This window comes from Lysobacter sp. P5_B9 (assembly GCF_054049835.1).
Genome location: NZ_JBFULP010000005.1, coordinates 164,373 through 182,597, shown reverse-complemented (window position 1 = coordinate 182,597; position 18,225 = coordinate 164,373). Strand labels below are relative to the sequence as shown.

Below are 18,225 nucleotides of genomic sequence, written 5' to 3'. Positions count from 1 at the left end.
CATGCGCACCCTTTCGCTCGCCGTCGTTGTCGCCCTGGCCACCCTGGCTGCCCCCGTGCAGGCAGGCTTGTTCGAGAAGAAGCCCGAACTCTCCGCGCAGGAGGCAGCCACCGCGAACCTGCCCGCCGTGACGATCTGGGTGGACGCCAGCTGGGGCTTCCGCAACCAGGGCGCGGCAAACAACCTGACCAAGGCGCATTCCGCCTTCGCGGCGCGCGGCTACAAGGTGCAGAGCGTGCAGCCGTATATCGAAAACGGCGACCTTCAGGGCTTCTTCGTTACCTACCAGAAGCCCTGATGCGACAAGGGCGTGCCGTTTCGGCACGCCCTTGGAAGCATCCAGCAGCGTCCTGCGCGATCAGGTACGCGGCAGCGTCACGCCGACCTGGCCCTGGTACTTGCCGCCGCGATCCTTGTATGAGGTTTCGCACACTTCGTCCGACTGGAAGAACAACATCTGCGCCACGCCCTCGTTGGCGTAGATGCGCGCCGGCAGCGGCGTGGTGTTGGAGAACTCCAGCGTCACGTGGCCTTCCCATTCCGGTTCCAGCGGCGTGACGTTGACGATGATGCCGCAGCGCGCGTACGTGCTCTTGCCCAGGCAGACCACCAGCGTGTCGCGCGGAATGCGGAAGTACTCGACCGTGCGCGCCAGCGCGAACGAGTTGGGCGGGATGATGCAGACGTCGGATTCGATGTCGACGAAGCTGCCGCTGTCGAAATGCTTGGGATCGACGATCGTCGAGTTGATGTTGGTGAAGACCTTGAATTCGCGCGAGCAGCGCACGTCGTAGCCGTAGCTGGAGGTTCCGTAGCTGACGATGCGGTGGCCGTCGGCGGCGGTCTTGACCTGGCCGGGTTCGAACGGCTCGATCATGCCCTGCTGTTCGGCCATGCGACGGATCCAGCGGTCGGACTTGATGCTCATGCGGGTACGGGGTTCGGGGCAATAGGAAGGCCGATTCTAATGGAAGCGCGAACCGGGCCGCTCAATGTCCTGACCGGAAAAGCGAAGGCCCGGCATGAGCCGGGCCCTCGGTGCTGCGATGACGCGCTGGATCAGAAGCCGCTGACGTTCAGGCGACCACCCGTGACGACCTTGTTGGTTAGCGAGGGAGTCGGCACGGCCGAACCCAGGATCGCCGCCTTGATGTCGGCTGCGGTCGCGCCCGGATGCGACGACTTGTACAGCGCCGCGGCGCCGGTCACGTGCGGAGTGGCCATCGAGGTGCCGTTGTAGCTGGCGTAGCCGGAAACGACCTGGCCCTTCGAGCTCACCGGCACCGTCGACCAGATGCCCGAGCCCGGCGCACCGATGTCGACCGTGGTCCTGCCCCACTGCGAGAAGCTCGACAGCGCGCCCGTGTTGGTGATCGAAGCCACGGCGATGACGTTGGCGTTCGGGTAGTTCGACGGATAGCTGGCGGTGGCGTCGTTGTCGGTGGCGCTGTTGCCGGCCGCCGCAATGAACAGAATGCCGGCAGCATCGGCGCGGCCGATCGCGTCCTGCATGGCCTGCGAGAAGCCACCACCGCCCCACGAGTTGTTGGTCGCGACGATGTTCATGCCGTGACGCGTCTTGAGGTCGGTGATGTAGTCCACCGCGGCAATGCCGTTGGCGGTGGTGCCGCCGCGACGGCCGAGGAACTTGGCGCTGATGACCTTCACGCCGCTCCAGCACACGCCGGCCACGCCCTTGCCGTTGCCGCCGACACCGGCGATGGTGCCGGTGACGTGCGTGCCGTGGTCGTCATTGGCGCCGCCCGAGTTGATGTTGTTGCTGCCGCCGTCGAAGTCCCAGCCGTGGGTGTCGTCGATCTTGCCGTTGCCGTCGTTGTCGATCCCGTCGACCGGATCGTACGGGTTGGTCCACACGACGTTGGTCAGGTCTTCGTGGTTGAAGAAGATGCCTTCGTCGATCACGCCGACATAGACGTTGCTGCAATCGGTGTGACCCGCGCCCCAGGCTTCGGCAGCCTGCGAGCCGTACTGGTTGGTCGGCGTCGAAGCATCGCCGTACATGCCCCAGAGCGAGCCGTTGGCGGCATAGGTGTCGTTGGCGACCGCGTTGTGCTGGTAGGTCCAGTTCGGCTCGGCGTATTCGACGGCCGGATTGGAACTCAGCGTGCGCACGGCAGCGGCGAGGTCCTTGCCGGCGGGCAGGCGCAGCAGGGCGAGTTCACCCTTCTTCGCGTTGCCGGCGCGGACGGTGTCGAGCTTTTCAGCGCCGAGTCCCTGGCGGATGGCGGACTGCTGCGAGACGGTGGAACCGTCGCGGAACTTCACCAGCAGTTCGCCGGCTTCGTGTGCCTTGCCGGCCTTCAGGCCCGCCAGCACGAGATCAGGACGGCCAGCCGCAGCGGCGGTGGCGGACAGACCCAGCGTGGCGATCACGGCGGCGGATAGCGCCGCGGTGCGGAACGGATGCTTCATTGGTCGGACCCTCAAAAGGACTATGACGGCGCGGCCGGCCCAGGGCCGCGCACAGATACGCGGCCGTGAGGCCGCGTTGGGTCCGAATGTAGTTTGCCGAATCCGTGCTGCGCATGTTGCGGCGCAACAAATAGCAAGGACTGAATCAGCCCAGAAGCGACACCGCAAGCGGCCGCGCCACTTGCCCGCGCTTTGCCAGTTCGATTGCAACCCGACGAGCGGTCATCTGAAAATGATGAGCGGTGGCCGAATTCCCCCCCGCTGCAACAATCGGGACGCCGGCGTCGCCCTGTTCGCGCACGCTGGCTTCCAATGGCAGACTGCCAAGCAGCGGCACCCCGTACTGCGCCGCCATCCGCTGGCCGCCGCCCTCGCCGAAGATGTGTTCGGCATGGCCGCAGTTCGAACACACGTGCACCGCCATGTTCTCGATCAGGCCCAACACCGGCACGTCGACCTTCTCGAACATCTTCAGCGCCTTGCGCGCGTCGAGCGTGGCCACGTCCTGCGGCGTCGTCACCACCACCGCACCCGCAACCGGGATCTTCTGCGCCATGGTCAGCTGGATATCACCCGTGCCCGGCGGCAGGTCCAGGATCAGGTAATCCAGATCGCCCCAGCGGGTCTCGGTCAGCAGCTGCGTCAGCGCCGACGTCGCCATCGGACCGCGCCAGATCATCGGCGTGTCCTGGTCGACCAGCAGGCCGATCGACATGGCTTCCACGCCGTGCGCCCGCATCGGCTCGATGGTCTTGCCATCGGGACTGTCGGGGCGGCCATGCAGGCCAAGCATCAGCGGGACGCTGGGGCCATAGATGTCCGCGTCCAGCACGCCGACGCTGGCACCGTCGGCGGCGAGCGCAAGCGCGAGGTTCACCGCCACGGTCGACTTGCCGACGCCGCCCTTGCCCGAACCCACCGCGATGATGTTTCGCACATTCGGCAGCGGCGAAAGCTTTTCCTGCACGGCGTGGGTGGCGATGCGGGAATTCACGGTGAGGCTGGCGATGGCGAGCCCGGCTTCGGCAGCGAGGCGATCGGCTGCGTCACGCAGCCACGGCTCGAGCCAGCGCGAGGGAAAGCCCACGCTTACCTCGACGGCCGCCCTGCCCTCCAGTTCGGCGACGCGGATGCGTGCCCCCGCCTCGGCAAGGGTCACACCCAGACCGGGCAACGGCAGGGCAGCCAGGCGGGATTGCAGCAGATCGTTCAAGGAAGACACCGAAGAGGGGCGCGGCGCGCATGCCGCTGTGCAGCATTTTAAGGACGGAATCGAAGCGACCCAAACGGTTCAGCACTACCGTGCAATGCAGCGCCGAACTGTTGTGAACTGTGACTTCATTGTTAACCCCTTGTTAAGTCGCTGCTCCTGACCGCGAACGCGGCGATGGCGCGGGAAACCACAGAAACCAAGCCCGCCGACGCCCAGCCCGCGAGCGCGGCAAGCGAGAAGAAGGACGAAGCCACCGAACTCGGCGCGATCACCGTCACCGGTTTCGCGCATTGCCCGCGACACGTTCAGCTCGGTGTCGCCGGTCCAGGTGATCACTCGCGAAGAGTCCACCATCGCCGGCTTCGCCTCGACCGCCAGCCTCCTCCAGGGCACCGCCGTCACCAGCGGCGCGGCACAGATCAACAACGCTTTCGGCGGCTTCGTCGTCGACGGCGGCCCAGGCGTCAACACCCTGTCGCTGCGCGGCCTGGGTGCGTCCCGCACCCTGATCCTGCTCAATGGCCGCCGCGTGGCGCCCGCCGGTTCGCGCGGCTCGGTCGGTTCGGCCGACCTTAACGTCCTACCGAACGCGATGATCGACCACGTCGAAGTCCTGAAGGACGGCGCCTCGTCGATCTACGGTTCGGACGCGGTGGCCGGGCAGGCCGATGATTCCGGCGAACCTGCAGGCCAGCACGTTCCAGACCGCCCCCAGCGCGATCACCAATGGTCCGGTCGGCGTGCGCGCGTTCCTCGGCTATGGCAACGACAAGAGCGAACAGGAAGTCAATTACTGGAAGGGCGTGGCCGGCCTGAAGGGCGACTTCATCTGGGCGGACTGGAACTACGACTTCAATCTGAGCTATGCCGACTCGGATGCCCGCTGCACGCAGCAGTCGTGGCTGACCGATCGCGTCAAGCAGAGCCGGACCACATCCTGGTGGTGAACAACGTCGGCATGGCCGCGGGCGACGTCTACAAGGTCAACATCCGCACCTTCAAGGCTGACCGCATCCAGCGCACCGAGGAACGCGTCTCCGGCTACGTCGCCGATTTTGAGGGCAACCTGCGTGCGCGCCTGCGCGCCGACATCGATGCGTCGGGCGCCTACGTCGCGGCCGAATTCCGCGACCTGCAGACGGGGCAATGGCAGGAGCACTTCCGCTCCTACGTCAAGAATCGCAATCAGGTCGAGGTCTTGGGTTTCGCCGAGGATCCAAACATCGCCTTCATTCTGTGGGCCGGGACAAGGCGCATATCTACGAGTACGACATCGTCACGCGCACGAAGAAGGAGGTCCTGTTCGAACGTCGCTTCTTCGATGCCAGCAACGTCGTCATCAACCGTTACCGAAACGGCGGCGGCGTACGCCCGGGTGAAATCCTCGGCGTCAGCTACGAAGGCCCGCGCGGCGCCGACATGCAGTGGGTCGCGCCGCAATTCCAGGCCCTGGACAAGGGGCTGCGGCCCGCGCTGAACATCGCCACCACCCCGACCACGTTCGTCGATCCAGCCACGGGCGCCAGCGCCAGCGCCAGCGCGGGCTACGACACCGCGGCGGGATATCGCCTGGTCGACTACACGCCGGACATGAAGTCGTTCGTCGTGTCGGTTGGGGCCGCAAGCTATGGATGGCAGGCGACGCGGAATGGGGCCAGAAGATGCAGGACGACAAGGATGACGGCGTCAAGTGGATGGTGGAACAGAAGATCGCCCAGCCCGGACGCGTCGCGATGTTCGGCTTCTCCTACGGCGGCTATGCGGCATTCGCGGCATCCGTCCGTCCCAATGGCCTGTACAAGTGCGCGATCGCTGGCGCGGGCGTATCCGACATCCACAAGATCTGGTCGAAGTTCTACACCAACCCGTTCTTCCGCGAGGCGCAGGCACCTACCGTGGACGGCCTCAATCCGCTGGACCATGCCGACAAGATCCAGATCCCGATCATGATCTATCACGGCGATCGCGATCAGACCGTACCGATCGAGCAATCGGAGTGGTTCAACGCGGCGGCAAGGAAGTCCGGCCAGCGGGTGGACTATTACCCGATCGATGACTATGCCCACGGGCCGGCATGGACGCGCGAGATCTTCGGCAGCCAGCTGCAGCGGATCGAGGACTATCTGCTCAAGGGTTGCGGCGGCAGCGGACTCTGAACGGAGTCGGCTCCATCGCACTTTTCGGATGCAGGAGCCCGGCGCAAGCCGGGCTTCTTTTTGCCGGCTGAATGAACGACGCCCCGCACTTCCGTACGGCTCCGGATGCGGTATAAAGACGCCACTCCCGCGCCGTCGCGCGGACGTATCAACTGAGTCCGGAGGGGACCCATGCGCAACAAGTCCATGCTTGCGAAGTTTGCAGCCCTGCTGATTGCCCTGCCGCTGCTCGCCACTTCGGCCGCAGCATTCCAGCAATCCGCGTCGCCGGTCGGGCGCTGGAAGACCTACGACGAGGACACCGGCAAGCCGCGCCTGATCGTCGATGTCTACGAAGCCAAGGGCGGCACCATCGCGGCCAAGGTCGTCGAGACGCTGTTCGCGCCGAACGCCGTATGCACCGAGTGCAACGGTGCAGCCAAGAACAAGCCGATGAAGGACATGCCGATCCTGTGGGGCCTCAAGCGCGACGGTGACGAATACACCGGTGGCACCGTGCTCAAGCTCGCCAACGGCAAGACCTACAAGTCCAAGGCCAAGCTGCTCGATGGCGGCAAGAAGTTCGAGGTCTCCGGCTGCCTTGGTTTCATCTGCAAGCACCAGACCTGGACGCGCGAGAACTGACCGCTCCGCGCAACCAACGCAACACGAAACGGCCCGTACATCGGGCCGTTTTTATTGAAGTCCGTTCCATCGAGGCCCGTGCTTCGATCCGGCCCCGAGCAACCAGCTGCCTGGAGTTCTGCGATGTCCTTTCGCGTCATGGTGCTTTCCTGCCTGCTTTTCCTGCCCGCAATCGCGAGCGCGCAACAATCGCCGGTGGGGCGCTGGCGGACCATCGACGACGACAACGGCAAGTCCAAGTCGATCGTGGAGGTCTACCAGGCCCGCGACGGCAGCTATGCGGGCAAGGTCGTGGAGATCCTGGACATGAAGGATGGTCCCAACCCGCTCTGCGTCAAATGCCGGGGCGCCAGCAACAACAAGCCGATCAAGGGCATGGTGATCCTGTGGGGACTCAGGCCGGGAGGCGCGGGCTGGAGCGGCGGCACCGTGCTGGACCCGGAAAAGGGCAAGACCTACAAATCCAGGGTGGAACTGCGCGATGGCGGCCGCAAGCTCGGGGTGTCGGGTTGCATCGCCTTCATCTGCCGCTCGCAGGACTGGCTGCGCGAACCCTGACCGGGTCGCGCGCGAGGCGCATGCGATAATCGCGCTCCCCTCGCATCCGCTGTCCCCATGTCCCGCGATCTCCTCGTCACCTTCGCCCTGCCCTACGCCAACGGTGTGCTGCACCTTGGCCATCTGGTCGGTTATATCCAGGCCGACATCTGGGTGCGCGCGCGGCGCATGGCGGGCGACACGGTGCGCTTCGTCAGCGCGGATGACACCCATGGCACGCCGATCATGCTGGCGGCCGAAAAAGCCGGGATGACGCCGGAAAACTTCATCGCCGGCATGCAGGAGTCGCACGAGCGCGACCTGCAGGCCTTCGACGTCCGCGTCGACCACTACGATTCGACCAACTCGGCGCACAACCGCGCGCTGACCGAAAGCTTCTACCTCAGGCTCGAAGCCAACGGCCACATCCAGCGCCGCGCGGTGGCGCAGCTGTACGACCCGGTCAAGGGTATGTTCCTGCCCGACCGCTACGTCAAGGGCATCTGCCCGAACTGCGGCACGCCCGACCAGTACGGCGACAACTGCGAGAACTGCGGCGCCACCTATTCGCCGAGCGAACTGAAGGAACCGCGCTCGGTGCTCAGTGGCGCCACGCCCGAGATCCGCGAGTCGGAACATTTCTTCTTCGAAGTCGGCGACTTCAGCGACTTCCTGCGCGGCTGGCTCGCGGGCGACGTGGCCACGCCGGGCGTGAAGGCCAAGCTGCTGGAATGGCTCGATGCGGAAGGCGGGCTGCGCGCCTGGGACATCTCGCGCGATGCGCCCTACTTCGGCTTCGAGATTCCCGGCCACCCCGGCAAGTTCCTGTACGTGTGGCTGGATGCGCCCATCGGCTACCTCGCCAGCTTCAAGGCGCTGAGCGAACGCGAGGGCATCGACTTCGATCGCTACCTCACGCCGGACAGCGCGACGGAGATGCACCACTTCATCGGCAAGGACATCGTCAACTTCCACGGCCTGTTCTGGCCGGCGGTGCTGCACGGAGCCGGCCATCGCGCCCCCACCCGCCTGCACGTCAACGGCTACCTGATGGTGAACGGCGAGAAGATGTCGAAGTCTCGCGGCACCTTCATCATGGCGCGCACGTTCCTCGACCACGGCCTGGCGCCGGAAGCGTTGCGCTACTACTTTGCGACCAAGACCTCGGGCGGCGTGGACGACGTCGACCTCAACTTTGCCGACTTCACCGCGCGAGTGAACTCCGACCTGGTCGGCAAGTTCGTGAACCTCGCCAGCCGTTGCGCCGGCTTCATCGAGAAGCGCTTCGACGGCATGCTCGCCGCGGAGTTGCCGGATCCGGCGATGTACGCGCATTTCACCGCGCAGCTGGCCTCGATCGCGGAAGCCTATGGCCGCAACGAGGCAGCCACCGCCCTGCGCCTGGCAATGGTGCTGGCCGACGAAGCCAACAAGTTCATCGACGAACACAAGCCGTGGGTGCTCGCCAAGCAGCCAGACAGCGATGCGCAACTGCAGGCCGTGTGCACGCAGGGCCTGAACCTGTTCCGCGTGCTGGCCGCGGCGCTCAAGCCGGTATTGCCGCGCGTCGCCGAGCAGGCCGAAGCGTTCCTCAACGCACCGCTCTCTGGCTGGAACGACGTCGACACGCCACTGCTGGCGCACCGCATCGCCGCCTACACGCCGCTGTTCACCCGCATCGACCCGAAACAGATTGAAGCCATGATCGAAGCCTCGAAGGAAAACCTGCAGTCCACCGCTCCCGCCGCCGCCAGCGCACCCGCCAAGCAAGCCACTCCCGTCGCCGCGCCCACCGCCAACGAAGCGGCGCCCTCCACGACGACGCCCTCCACGACGATAGGCATCGACGACTTTGCCAAGCTCGACCTGCGCGTCGGCAAGGTCCTGGCGTGCGAATTCGTCGACGGCTCGGACAAGCTGCTGCGCTTCGAGCTCGATGCCGGCGAACTGGGCAAGCGCCAGATCTTTTCGGGTATCCGCGGCTCGTACGGCGAACCGGAAAAGCTGGTCGGCCGCAGCGTGGTGTTCATTGCCAACCTCGCGCCGCGCAAGATGCGGTTCGGCCTGAGCGAAGGCATGATCCTGTCGGCCGGTTTCGACGGCGGTGCGCTGCATCTGCTCGACGCGGATGGCGGCGCCCAGCCGGGCATGCCGGTGCGTTGAGCCGGCGCCCTGGAGGCAGGGCCTGACCACTGCGAGCAATGAACGCTGATCTCGTCGAACGCCTCGACCGCCTGCTACCGCAGACCCAGTGCGGTCAGTGCGGCTACGCGGGGTGCCGCCCCTACGCGGAAGCGATGGCGCGGGGCGAGGCCGGTGTCGACCACTGCCCACCGGGCGGCGATGCCGGCGCGCGCGCATTGGCCAAGGTGTTGGGCGTTCCCGCCCGGCCCTACGACCGCGCTCGCGGCGAGCACAAGCCGCTGCAGGTCGCGCTGATCATCGAAGCCGACTGCATCGGCTGCACGAAGTGCATCCAGGCGTGTCCGGTCGACGCCATCATTGGTGGCTCCAAGCACATGCACACCGTGATCGAGCCGCTGTGCACCGGCTGCGAGCTATGCGTGCCCGCCTGTCCGGTGGACTGCATCGAGCTGGTGGTGGCTGCCTGAGCAGCCTCCGTGGCGGCGGTCCTCGCCGCCTGGATCACGCCGCCTGATCACGCCGCCTGGATCAGGTCACTTGTCGCAGGCCGTGCAGATGCGCTCGACGCGGTAACCCTTCGCGCGCAGTTTCTCCACGACTCCATCCTTGCCCAGCAGGTGCATCGCGCCGACGACCACCAGCGTGTCGTCCTTGGACGGACCATCGAGCATCTGCCGAAGCTGCGGCACCCACGCGTCGTTGCGTTCGACGTTGATGATGCGATAGGTCACCGGCGTTTCCTTGCGCACCTCGTCGATCACCAGCGCGTTCAGCCTGGCCACGTCGCCATCGCGCCAGGCTTCGTGCGTGTCGGCCAGTAGCTTCGGAACTTCCGCGGGATCGTTGAAGAAGTCCCGCAGACCGGCGATCTGCTCCTCCATCGGCGAAGCGTCGAGAACCTGGAGTTGCTCGCTGGCGGTCTCAAGGCCGGATACAGGCTTGTTGGCAGCCACGGCACGGCGGGCGAGATGCATGTCCACGCCCTGGTCCGCCTGGAAACCCATCTGCTGCGAGACGCCGATCAACAGCCCCAGGTTGATGTACCAGGGCTCGATCGCGTCGAGTTGCGCAAGCCGCTCCGCGCCGATTGCCTGCTCCATCTTCGCGCGGACATCGGCGGGCAACACCTTGCTGAGGCTGCGGCCATCGCTGAAGCCGGCCATCTGCTGCATTTTCTGCCCCAGCGACGGATCGCCCAGCTCCGCGGGCGGCACTTCGAAGACCACCTTTTCCGCATCCGCAAACGCCTTGTCGACATCCTTGGACAGTGGATAGTCATCGGCCTTGAGCAGGTGGAAGGAACCGAGCAGGTAGATCGAGTTGTCGCTGTCCGACACCTTCCACAACAGCGGCTTGGGGGCCGTCTTCGCGGGCGCGGAGGTCGGCGCTGCCGCGGGTGGCGTCCACGCGTACACGGCCGGCGCGACCAGCACGCATGCCAGGACCGAGAGCGCGACGGACTTGCCGCGGCGAAGGATGGCGTGGTTCATGAGTGCTTGGGTTCCTCGAAGTGATAGGCCTTCTCGCCGGCGACGACCTCGAGGTCCAGGCGATTCTCCGGCGGTGGTAGCGGGCACGTGGCGAATGGCGTGAACGCGCACGGCGGGTTGTAGCTCTTGTTGAAGTCGACCACGACATTGCCCTTCGCATCGGGCATCGGCGCGTCGAGGAAGCGGCCCGCGGGATAGCTGCCATGGCCGCTGGTGCGGTCGGCGAAGACCAGGGACAACACGCCATCGCCCTCGTCCAGGGCCTCGATGCGGTAGGTCTTGCCATCGCGCTGGAACTCGACAGCGCCGGGATTGGGGACATCCTCGGTGATGCCGATGATGTTCGCGACCGGAATGGCCTTGCCGGGCGCGTTTGGCACGAACCGGGCCTTGACGATCCAGTCTTCACCACCCGGCCAATATTCGATGCCCTTGAAGTCGGTGCGCGTGGGCGCATCGGCGTGCTTGATGCGCAGCGCGTAGCGGTCGCCGCGCTTGATCACCGTGATCACGCCCTTGCCGTCGTCGAAGCCGAGCTTGCTCGGACCCAGGTCATCCGCATCGCTGCGCAGCGTTGTCGCGCCTGCAAGCGGCTGGCCGTCCAGGGTCAGGAGCGCGCCCTTCTCGGGCACGAAGCGCAGGCGGTCGCCCTTGCGGGAAATCATCCCGACATGCGCCGGACCGGCGGCGAGCCGGATGCCATTGTCGGCATCGCTGCCGAAGTAATGCTCGCCCTCGTCGATCCAGTGCAGGCCGACGAGGCTGGTCCAGCCATCGGGCTGCGTCAGCTTTGCGCGACGCTCGTCGCGCCAGGCCTGCTGGCTGGCGGCGAAGGCTCGCGCCTTGGCTTCCGCGGCCTGGTGCGTGGCTTCCTTGTCCTTGCAGCCCGTCGCCACCAGCGCCAGGAGCAACAGCAGGAACAACTTGGTCGGCAGTCGGCGCATCAACGTCCTCGCAGGAACCAGCGATCGATCTCGGGCAACGAGAAACGCGCCCAGGTAGGACGGCCATGATTGCACTGCCCGGAGCGCTCGGTCACTTCCATTTCGCGCAGCAACCCGTTCATTTCCGGCAAAGTGAGACGTCGGTTCGCTCGCACGGCGCCATGGCAGGCCATGGTCGCCAGCAGTTCGTCGCGGGCGGCGGCGACACGCCGGCTCTCGCCGTGCTCGCGCAGGTCCGCCAGCACATCGCGCACCAGCGCCTCGATGTCGCCGTGCGCGAGCAATGCCGGCACCGAACGCAGCACCAGGGATTGCGGGCCGCTGCGGTTGAGCTCGAAACCGAGCGTCGCCAAGGTATCGACCTCGCGCTCGGCTACGTCGGCCTCGCGCTCGGAAACGGCGACGGTCAGTGGCACCAGCAACGGCTGCGTGCGCAGGCCTTCACCATCGTGCGCGTACTTCAACTTCTCGTAGCCGATGYGCTCGTGTGCGGCGTGCATGTCGACAACGATCAGGCCATCGGCATTTTCCGCAAGGATGTAGATGCCATGCAGTTGCGCGATGGCGTAGCCCAGCGGCGGCATGGAGGCGTCCTGGCTGGTGGGCAGCGGCGCGGACGCCAGCGCGACAGGCGTCGAAGCGGACACCTGCGGCGCGCCCGTTCCATACAGGACGGCATAACCTGCGCGGATATCGGCGACCTGTTGCAGGCCCAGCGGCGATTGTGGCGCCGCGGCGTTCCACCCGTACCGCACGTCCGCGGTCGCGGTTTCCGGCGCGGAGAGCGGCATCGGTGCGCTGCCCGCCCGCGTTTCCGCCAACGCTTCGTGGAGGGTGCGATAGACGAAGTCGTGGATCAGGCGCGCATCGCGGAAGCGCACTTCGTGCTTGGCCGGATGCACGTTGACGTCGACGCGCCGCGGATCGAGCTCAAGGAACAATACGTAGGCCGGCTGGCGGCCATGGAACAGCACGTCGGCGTACGCCTGCTTCACCGCATGGGCCACGCTGCGATCGCGCACGGCACGGCCGTTGACGTACAGGTACTGCTGGTCGGCGCTGGCGCGGTTGTACACCGGCTGTGCGATCCAACCATGCAGGCGCAGGCCGGCAGCGCTGTGGTCGATGCGCAGGACGTGGTTGGCGAATTCCTCGCCGAGCGCCTCGTGCAGGCGCACTTCCGAAAGCAGGTCGCCCTCGCCCTTCCAGCGCCGCGACGGCTTGCCGTTGTGCGACACGCGCAGTTCGACGTCCGGCCGCGCCAACGCCAGTTGCCGCAACCATTCCTCGATATGGCCGAGCTCGGTGCGTTCGGCCTTGAGGAACTTGCGCCGCGCGGGCACGTTGAAGAACAGGTCGCGCACCTCGACCGTCGTGCCTTGCGGGTGCGGTTTCGGCATCACGTCCCCGAGGCGGCCACCCTCGATCTCCAGCGACGAGCCATGCGCGGCTGCGGGATGGCGCGACATGAGCGCGAAGCGGCTGACCGAGGCGATGGAGGGCAAGGCTTCACCGCGGAAGCCCAGCGTCGCCACCCCTTCGAGATCGTCGAGCGAAGCGATCTTGCTGGTGGCATGGCGCGACACCGCCAGTGGCAGATCCTCGGCGGGAATGCCGCCGCCATCGTCACGGATGCGGATCAGGCGGACCCCGCCTTCCTCCAGGTCGATGTCGACCCGCCGCGCGCCGGCGTCCAGGGCGTTTTCGACCAGTTCCTTCACCACGGAAGCGGGTCGTTCGACGACTTCGCCTGCGGCGATCTGGTTGATGAGGGTGTCGGGTAACTGTCGTATCGCCACGGCGGCCGCAACGGCGTCGCGCGCCGTAAATGTCATGAGCCGGGATGATATGCGGCGCGGGGCGTTTATCCCACCGCGCAAAGACCGCCTGCCGCTAACGGTTCACTTGCCGCCGCCACCCGCGCCGGCCAGTCCCGGCATGTCGGCGGCCGCCTGGGCGGCGTAGAGCGTGCCCGGCGGTGGCTGCCGCAGGAAATAGGTATTGACGCCATCCAGCACCGCGCGGGCCAGCTGGCGCTGGTAAGCGGGCTCGCTGAGGCGACGCTCTTCTTCCGGGTTCGAGATGAATGCGGTTTCCACCAGCATCGCCGGCATGTCCGAGGTGCGCAGCACGGCAAAGTTGGCGCGCTCGATGTGCGGCTTGTGGTTGCGGCCGATGCGGCTGAGGCCGTCGAGCACATGCGCGGCGGCGTCCTCGGACGCCTTCATCTGCCCACTCTGGGTCAGATCGATCAGCACGGAGGCGAGCGTGCCGCTGGTCTTTTCCAGGCGCACGCCGCCGATCAGGTCGGAGGCGTTTTCCTTGTCGGCCAACCAGCGCGCGCGCTGCGAAGACGCGCCCTTCAGCGATAGCACGTACACCGAAGACCCGTTCGCGGCGCGGTTTTCCGCGGCATCGGCATGGATCGACACGAACATGTCCGCACGCGCCTGCCGCGCGAGCTGCGCGCGCTGGTTGAGCGGGATGAAGACATCGTTGTCGCGGGTGAGATACGCCTTCAGGCCGGGGGTTGCGTTGATCTGGCGCGCCAGTTCGCGCGCGATCGCCAGCGTGACGTCCTTTTCGCGCTTGCCGCTGAGACCAGTCGCGCCGGGGTCCTGTCCGCCGTGGCCGGCGTCGATGGCGATGACCAGCGGACGCATGCCGCGGCCGCGCATCAGGTCCTTCATCGTCTTGACCGCATCCGCCGGGGGAGCGACGGTCGCCGCCGCCGGGGGCGGGGGCACGGATGTCGTGACTTCGGGTGAAAGCGGCGCGGGAACGCCCGGGGCGGTGGTCGTGCCGCTGGCGATCTTCTGGATTGTTCCTGGCAGTCCGGCGGCATTGTCGGCCACCGTCGCGCCCGAAACCGGAGGCCGGGACACGGCCGTGGTCTGCGCGCTGTCGAACTTCTTGACCTCGCCGCGCGCCGCCAATTCGGAAATCAGACGGGTCGTGGCGGCGTTGGAAGCGGCCAGGTCTTCACCCCGCGGCTGCCCGGCAACTGCCACTTCCGATGGCGCCGATGCGGCCGCGGAGGGCGGCGGCTGCACAGGATTGATGGTCGCAACGGGAGCCGCCGCTTCACCATCGTCCGGCCATTCGAGCACCAGGCGGGGACCGCCAGCACCCTGTTCGATGCGCGGCCTCAGCACGGCTACCGGTTGGGTGAGGTCGAAGACGATGCGGGCCGTGCCGGCTTCGGGCTGGCCCGTACGTACCGACTTGATCACGCCCGCGCCCGCCGGCATGGCGACACCGGAACGGATCCGGGTGGCGGGGAGATCGACGACCAGGCGATCGGGACCAGACAGGCGGATGAGCTTGAATTCGGCCGTCTGATCGAGCGCGATCTCGGCACGGGTTCCCGTGGCACCACTGCTCAGCTGCAAGCCATTGATTTCACTGGCATGCACGAGATTCCAGGCCAGCGCCGAGAGCAGCGCCATGCCCAACAGGAATTTCTGAAAGGTAGCCCCCGATACGCGCATGAGCCGTAGTCAAGCACCGGCCACCGCCAACTGTCAAGCACTTTTCCCTTATGAATCCGATACCTGCCAGCCCTTTCTTCGAAATCATTCAGGAATCGGCTGCAACTGGGGTTGGCTTTACGGCCTGCAAACGCTCCAGCCATGCGCGGCCGCCTTCCGTGACGGCTATCACATCCGCCCGCCGGCCGAGGCCCGCCACGTCCAGATCCACGCGCAGGTCGGGGACGGGAAGATAGCCGCCTCCGCGCTCGGGCCATTCCACCAGCCAGAGGGTGGCTTCATCGCTGTCGAGTCCGAGGAATTCCAGTTCGCCGCCGTGACCGATGCGGTAGAGATCGAGGTGCCAGGCCTCGCCACCCGCCGCGAGCGGATAGCGCTCCACCAGCGTGTAGGTGGGGCTGCGAATGGCGCCCGTCACGCCCAGCGCGCGCAACAGCGCGCGGGCGAGCGTGGACTTCCCGGCGCCGAGGTCGCCATGCAAGTGGAGGACACCGCGCGGCGGGCGCGTGCGCGCAAGGGCGGCGCCCAATGCGTCGGTCGCGTCGGCATCTTCGAGCAGCATCGAAATCACATCGTCACTCATCGAAATCACTTCATCGATCACTTCATCATTTCCGGATTCGCCAATCGCCGCAGCCATGGCATCAAGTCCGATGGCAGCAGCCCGCGTTCGCCGTTGCCGGCTGCAGCGTCGCCCGCGGCAGCATGCAGCAGTGCACCTGCACTTGCAGCATCGAATGCCTGCAACCCCTGCGCGCGCAGGGCCGCGATGGTGCCGGTCAACACATCCCCCATGCCACCCACGGCCATTCCCGGATTCCCCGCGGCAATCACGCGCGGAGGGCAATCGGGCGACGCAACGATGCTGCCGGCGCCCTTGAGCACCACGGTGCAGCGATAACATTCACTCAAATCCCGCGCCGCGCGGTAGCGGTCGCGCTGCACCTCGGCAGTGGAACAAGCCAGCAGGCGCGACGCCTCGCCCGGATGCGGCGTGATGATGGAATCCGCGGGCAACGGTTTTGTCGTACCTGCGGCGAGATTCAGCGCGTCCGCGTCGAGCACCAGCGCCTTGCCGGAAGCCATCGCGCGCTGATGCAGTTCACTCCCCCACGCCTGCTGGCCCAGCCCTGGCCCAAGGGCGATCACATCGGCACGTTGCAGCAGTGCGTCGAAGCCCGCCACGTCGTCGTCGAGCGCGTGCGCGAGCGCTTCCGGCGTCCGTGCAAGCAGCGCGGACACGTGCCGGCTCCGGGTGCCGACGTCGACCAGTCCGGCTCCGCTGCGCAGCGCCGCTTCCGCGCACAACAGGATGGCGCCACCACTGCCGAAATCGCCACCGATGCAGAGCACGCGTCCGTTGCTGCCCTTGTGCGTATCCCGCGATCGCGGCCGCAGCCAGTTGGCCAGCGCGGCGGGTTCGAGCAATTCCGCGCTGGCCGGCACGTCCGCGACGAGTTGCGCGAGGTCCAGCGGGGCCAGCGCCGTCACACCGACGTGGTTGAGCGCAGCCCCGGTGCGCAATCCGGTCTTGGGTGCAATGAACTCCAGCGTGCGCGATGCGCGCACCGCCGCGCCCGGCGCACTGCCACGATCGCAGTCGATCCCGCTCGGCGCATCCAGCGCGAGCACCGGAGCCGGATGCGCATTGATCGCATCGATCAGGGCAGCACTGTCGGCATCCGGCGCGCGTGCCAGGCCGATGCCGAAGAGCGCATCGACGACCAGGTCGGCGTCCGCAAGCCGTCCGCTGAATGCGTGCACGCTTCCGCCGGCCGCTTCGAATTCGCCGCAGGCGCGGCGGGCAAGGTCGGTGCGCGGTTCATGCCGGGCCAACCGCACCACCTGCACCTGGCGTCCGGAGGCCACGGCGTGGCCTCCCAGCACGTAGCCGTCGCCGCCATTGTTGCCCGGGCCGCACACCACGACGATGCGCTGCGCCTGGGGCCAATGGCCCAGCAGCTCCCGCCAGGCAGCTGCTCCAGCGCGCCGCATGAGGCAGGCGTCTGCTCCCTCCGACGCCGCGGCGCGTGCCTCGATACCCCGCAGGGCCGTCGCGTCGAACAAGTGGCAAGTGCCGGGCATCCCGCGATTTTATACTTGGGCCATGAGCCGCCCCGCCACCCGTTCCGATCCGGACCATGCCGCCCTGGCCCTGCGGATCCGCGCCCTCGCGCGCGAATTCGGATTCCAGCGCTGCGGCATCACCGGCATCGAACTGGGCGACGACGAAACCCACCTGCGCGACTGGCTTGCGCAGGGCCTGTACGGCTCGATGGATTGGATGGCGCGCCACGGCGATAAGCGCGCTCGGCCCGACGACCTGGTCCCGGGCACTCTGCGCGTGATTTCGGTCGGCCTCGACTACGGACGTCGCGACGACGAAGAAGCGTGGGACACGCTGGCCGATGGCGAACGCGCCTATGTCGCACGTTACGCATTGGGTCGCGACTACCACAAGCTCATGCGCCAACGCCTGCAGAAACTCGCCGACCGCATCGCGGAGGAAGTCGGGCCATTCGGCCACCGCGTGTTCGTCGATTCCGCCCCCGTGCTCGAGCGCGCACTGGCGCGCAATGCGGGGCTCGGCTGGATCGGCAAGCACACCTGCCTGATCGATCGCGACGGCGGCTCCTGGTTCTTCCTGGGCGAAATCTACGTCGACCTGCCGCTACCGGTGGACGTATCCGCGACAGCGCATTGCGGCACGTGCGTACGCTGCATGGACATCTGCCCGACCCAGGCGATCGTCGCGCCCAATCGCCTGGATGCGCGGCGTTGCATCTCCTACCTCACCATCGAGCACGAAGGCGCGATCGACGAGGAACTGCGTCCACTGATCGGCAACCGCATATTCGGTTGCGACGACTGCCAACTCGTGTGCCCGTGGAACAAGTTCGCCAAGCGCACCGATGAACCCGATTTCCGCGCCCGCAACAACCTCGACCGGGCGACGCTGGCGGAACTGTTCGCCTGGGGCGAGGAGGAGTTCCTGCAGCGCACCGAAGGCACGGCGATCCGGCGCAGCGGCCACGAGCGCTGGCTGCGGAACATCGCCATCGCCCTGGGCAACGCGCCCACGACGCCCGACGTCATCGCTGCGTTGCAGTCGCGTCGCGACATCGACAACGCCGTCGTGCGCGACCATGTGGAATGGGCGCTGGCCAGGCACGGCGTCGCCTGACCGGCAAC

At 66.7% G+C, this 18,225-nt stretch carries 19 protein-coding genes and 1 pseudogene; 10 read left to right on the top strand and 10 right to left on the bottom strand.

Annotated elements, in window-relative coordinates:
* Position 1 precedes the first annotated feature (1 nt).
* On the top strand, positions 2-298 hold the full coding sequence (locus ACXJJ9_RS11835; protein WP_457097351.1) for a hypothetical protein: 297 nt from the start codon (positions 2-4) through the stop codon (positions 296-298).
* A 60-nt stretch (positions 299-358) separates the two neighbouring features.
* On the opposite strand, the gene dcd is transcribed toward ACXJJ9_RS11835, so the two are convergent.
* The 4 genes from dcd to ACXJJ9_RS11815 form a co-directional block, all read right to left on the bottom strand.
* Positions 359-928, bottom strand: coding sequence for a dCTP deaminase (gene dcd / locus ACXJJ9_RS11830; protein ID WP_310053276.1), 570 nt, complete (start codon positions 926-928; stop codon positions 359-361).
* Between the two features lie 131 nt (positions 929-1,059).
* Positions 1,060-2,433 (bottom strand): S8 family peptidase, encoded by a 1,374-nt coding sequence (locus ACXJJ9_RS11825; RefSeq protein ID WP_457097350.1) that lies wholly within the window; start codon positions 2,431-2,433, stop codon positions 1,060-1,062.
* 145 nt (positions 2,434-2,578) lie between these two features.
* Positions 2,579-3,592, bottom strand: coding sequence for an iron-sulfur cluster carrier protein ApbC (apbC, locus tag ACXJJ9_RS11820; protein ID WP_457097502.1), 1,014 nt, complete (start codon positions 3,590-3,592; stop codon positions 2,579-2,581).
* Positions 3,593-3,730: 138 nt separating this feature from the next.
* Positions 3,731-4,072 carry a hypothetical protein gene (locus ACXJJ9_RS11815; RefSeq protein WP_457097511.1) on the bottom strand — a complete coding sequence of 114 codons (342 nt, stop codon included), beginning with the start codon at positions 4,070-4,072 and terminating at the stop codon, positions 3,731-3,733.
* Here ACXJJ9_RS11815 and ACXJJ9_RS11810 point away from each other — a divergent pair.
* From ACXJJ9_RS11810 to rnfB, 8 genes and pseudogenes are all read left to right on the top strand, one after another.
* Positions 3,960-4,247 (top strand): annotated as a pseudogene (locus tag ACXJJ9_RS11810) (TonB-dependent receptor plug domain-containing protein); the annotation flags it as partial. The gene ACXJJ9_RS11815 and the pseudogene ACXJJ9_RS11810 overlap by 113 nt on opposite strands.
* A 67-nt stretch (positions 4,248-4,314) precedes the next feature.
* Positions 4,315-4,593: a hypothetical protein gene (locus ACXJJ9_RS11805; protein ID WP_457097510.1), complete on the top strand. Its 279-nt coding sequence runs from the start codon at positions 4,315-4,317 to the stop codon at positions 4,591-4,593.
* Positions 4,590-5,123, top strand: a complete 534-nt coding sequence (locus tag ACXJJ9_RS11800) for a hypothetical protein (RefSeq protein WP_457097509.1) — start codon at positions 4,590-4,592, stop codon at positions 5,121-5,123. Before ACXJJ9_RS11805 ends, ACXJJ9_RS11800 begins: the two co-directional genes overlap by 4 nt.
* Before the next feature lie 154 nt (positions 5,124-5,277).
* The gene (locus ACXJJ9_RS11795) at positions 5,278-5,802 is read left to right on the top strand and encodes an alpha/beta hydrolase family protein (RefSeq protein ID WP_457097349.1); all 525 of its coding nucleotides are present in this window, start codon (positions 5,278-5,280) and stop codon (positions 5,800-5,802) included.
* A gap of 171 nt (positions 5,803-5,973) precedes the next feature.
* On the top strand, positions 5,974-6,426 hold the full coding sequence (locus ACXJJ9_RS11790; RefSeq protein ID WP_310053280.1) for a DUF2147 domain-containing protein: 453 nt from the start codon (positions 5,974-5,976) through the stop codon (positions 6,424-6,426).
* Between the two features lie 123 nt (positions 6,427-6,549).
* Positions 6,550-6,984, top strand: coding sequence for a DUF2147 domain-containing protein (locus ACXJJ9_RS11785; protein WP_457097348.1), 435 nt, complete (start codon positions 6,550-6,552; stop codon positions 6,982-6,984).
* 57 nt (positions 6,985-7,041) lie between these two features.
* Complete coding sequence (metG, locus tag ACXJJ9_RS11780; protein WP_457097347.1) at positions 7,042-9,126, top strand: methionine--tRNA ligase; 2,085 nt, start codon at positions 7,042-7,044, stop codon at positions 9,124-9,126.
* Between the two features lie 38 nt (positions 9,127-9,164).
* Positions 9,165-9,575 carry an Rnf electron transport complex subunit RnfB gene (gene rnfB / locus ACXJJ9_RS11775; protein WP_457097346.1) on the top strand — a complete coding sequence of 137 codons (411 nt, stop codon included), beginning with the start codon at positions 9,165-9,167 and terminating at the stop codon, positions 9,573-9,575.
* Positions 9,576-9,641: 66 nt separating this feature from the next.
* Here the strand turns inward: rnfB and ACXJJ9_RS11770 are convergent, their stop codons facing one another.
* The 6 genes from ACXJJ9_RS11770 to ACXJJ9_RS11745 form a co-directional block, all read right to left on the bottom strand.
* Positions 9,642-10,598 carry a TraB/GumN family protein gene (locus tag ACXJJ9_RS11770; RefSeq protein ID WP_457097345.1) on the bottom strand — a complete coding sequence of 319 codons (957 nt, stop codon included), beginning with the start codon at positions 10,596-10,598 and terminating at the stop codon, positions 9,642-9,644.
* Positions 10,595-11,542 carry a DUF1684 domain-containing protein gene (locus ACXJJ9_RS11765; protein ID WP_457097344.1) on the bottom strand — a complete coding sequence of 316 codons (948 nt, stop codon included), beginning with the start codon at positions 11,540-11,542 and terminating at the stop codon, positions 10,595-10,597. The genes ACXJJ9_RS11770 and ACXJJ9_RS11765 overlap by 4 nt, the downstream gene beginning before the upstream one ends.
* Complete coding sequence (gene mutL / locus ACXJJ9_RS11760; RefSeq protein WP_457097501.1) at positions 11,542-13,341, bottom strand: DNA mismatch repair endonuclease MutL; 1,800 nt, start codon at positions 13,339-13,341, stop codon at positions 11,542-11,544. Before mutL ends, ACXJJ9_RS11765 begins: the two co-directional genes overlap by 1 nt.
* Positions 13,342-13,443: 102 nt before the next feature.
* The gene (locus tag ACXJJ9_RS11755; RefSeq protein WP_457097343.1) at positions 13,444-14,991 is read right to left on the bottom strand and encodes an N-acetylmuramoyl-L-alanine amidase; all 1,548 of its coding nucleotides are present in this window, start codon (positions 14,989-14,991) and stop codon (positions 13,444-13,446) included.
* Positions 14,992-15,121: 130 nt separating this feature from the next.
* On the bottom strand, positions 15,122-15,595 hold the full coding sequence (tsaE, locus tag ACXJJ9_RS11750; RefSeq protein WP_457097500.1) for a tRNA (adenosine(37)-N6)-threonylcarbamoyltransferase complex ATPase subunit type 1 TsaE: 474 nt from the start codon (positions 15,593-15,595) through the stop codon (positions 15,122-15,124).
* Positions 15,596-15,633: 38 nt separating this feature from the next.
* Positions 15,634-17,118 carry an NAD(P)H-hydrate dehydratase gene (locus ACXJJ9_RS11745; protein WP_457097342.1) on the bottom strand — a complete coding sequence of 495 codons (1,485 nt, stop codon included), beginning with the start codon at positions 17,116-17,118 and terminating at the stop codon, positions 15,634-15,636.
* A 22-nt stretch (positions 17,119-17,140) separates the two neighbouring features.
* Between ACXJJ9_RS11745 and queG the strand changes: the two genes are divergently transcribed.
* A complete protein-coding gene (queG, locus tag ACXJJ9_RS11740) occupies positions 17,141-18,217 on the top strand; it encodes a tRNA epoxyqueuosine(34) reductase QueG (protein ID WP_457097341.1) in 1,077 nt (358 codons plus the stop codon).
* Positions 18,218-18,225: the final 8 nt, after the last annotated feature.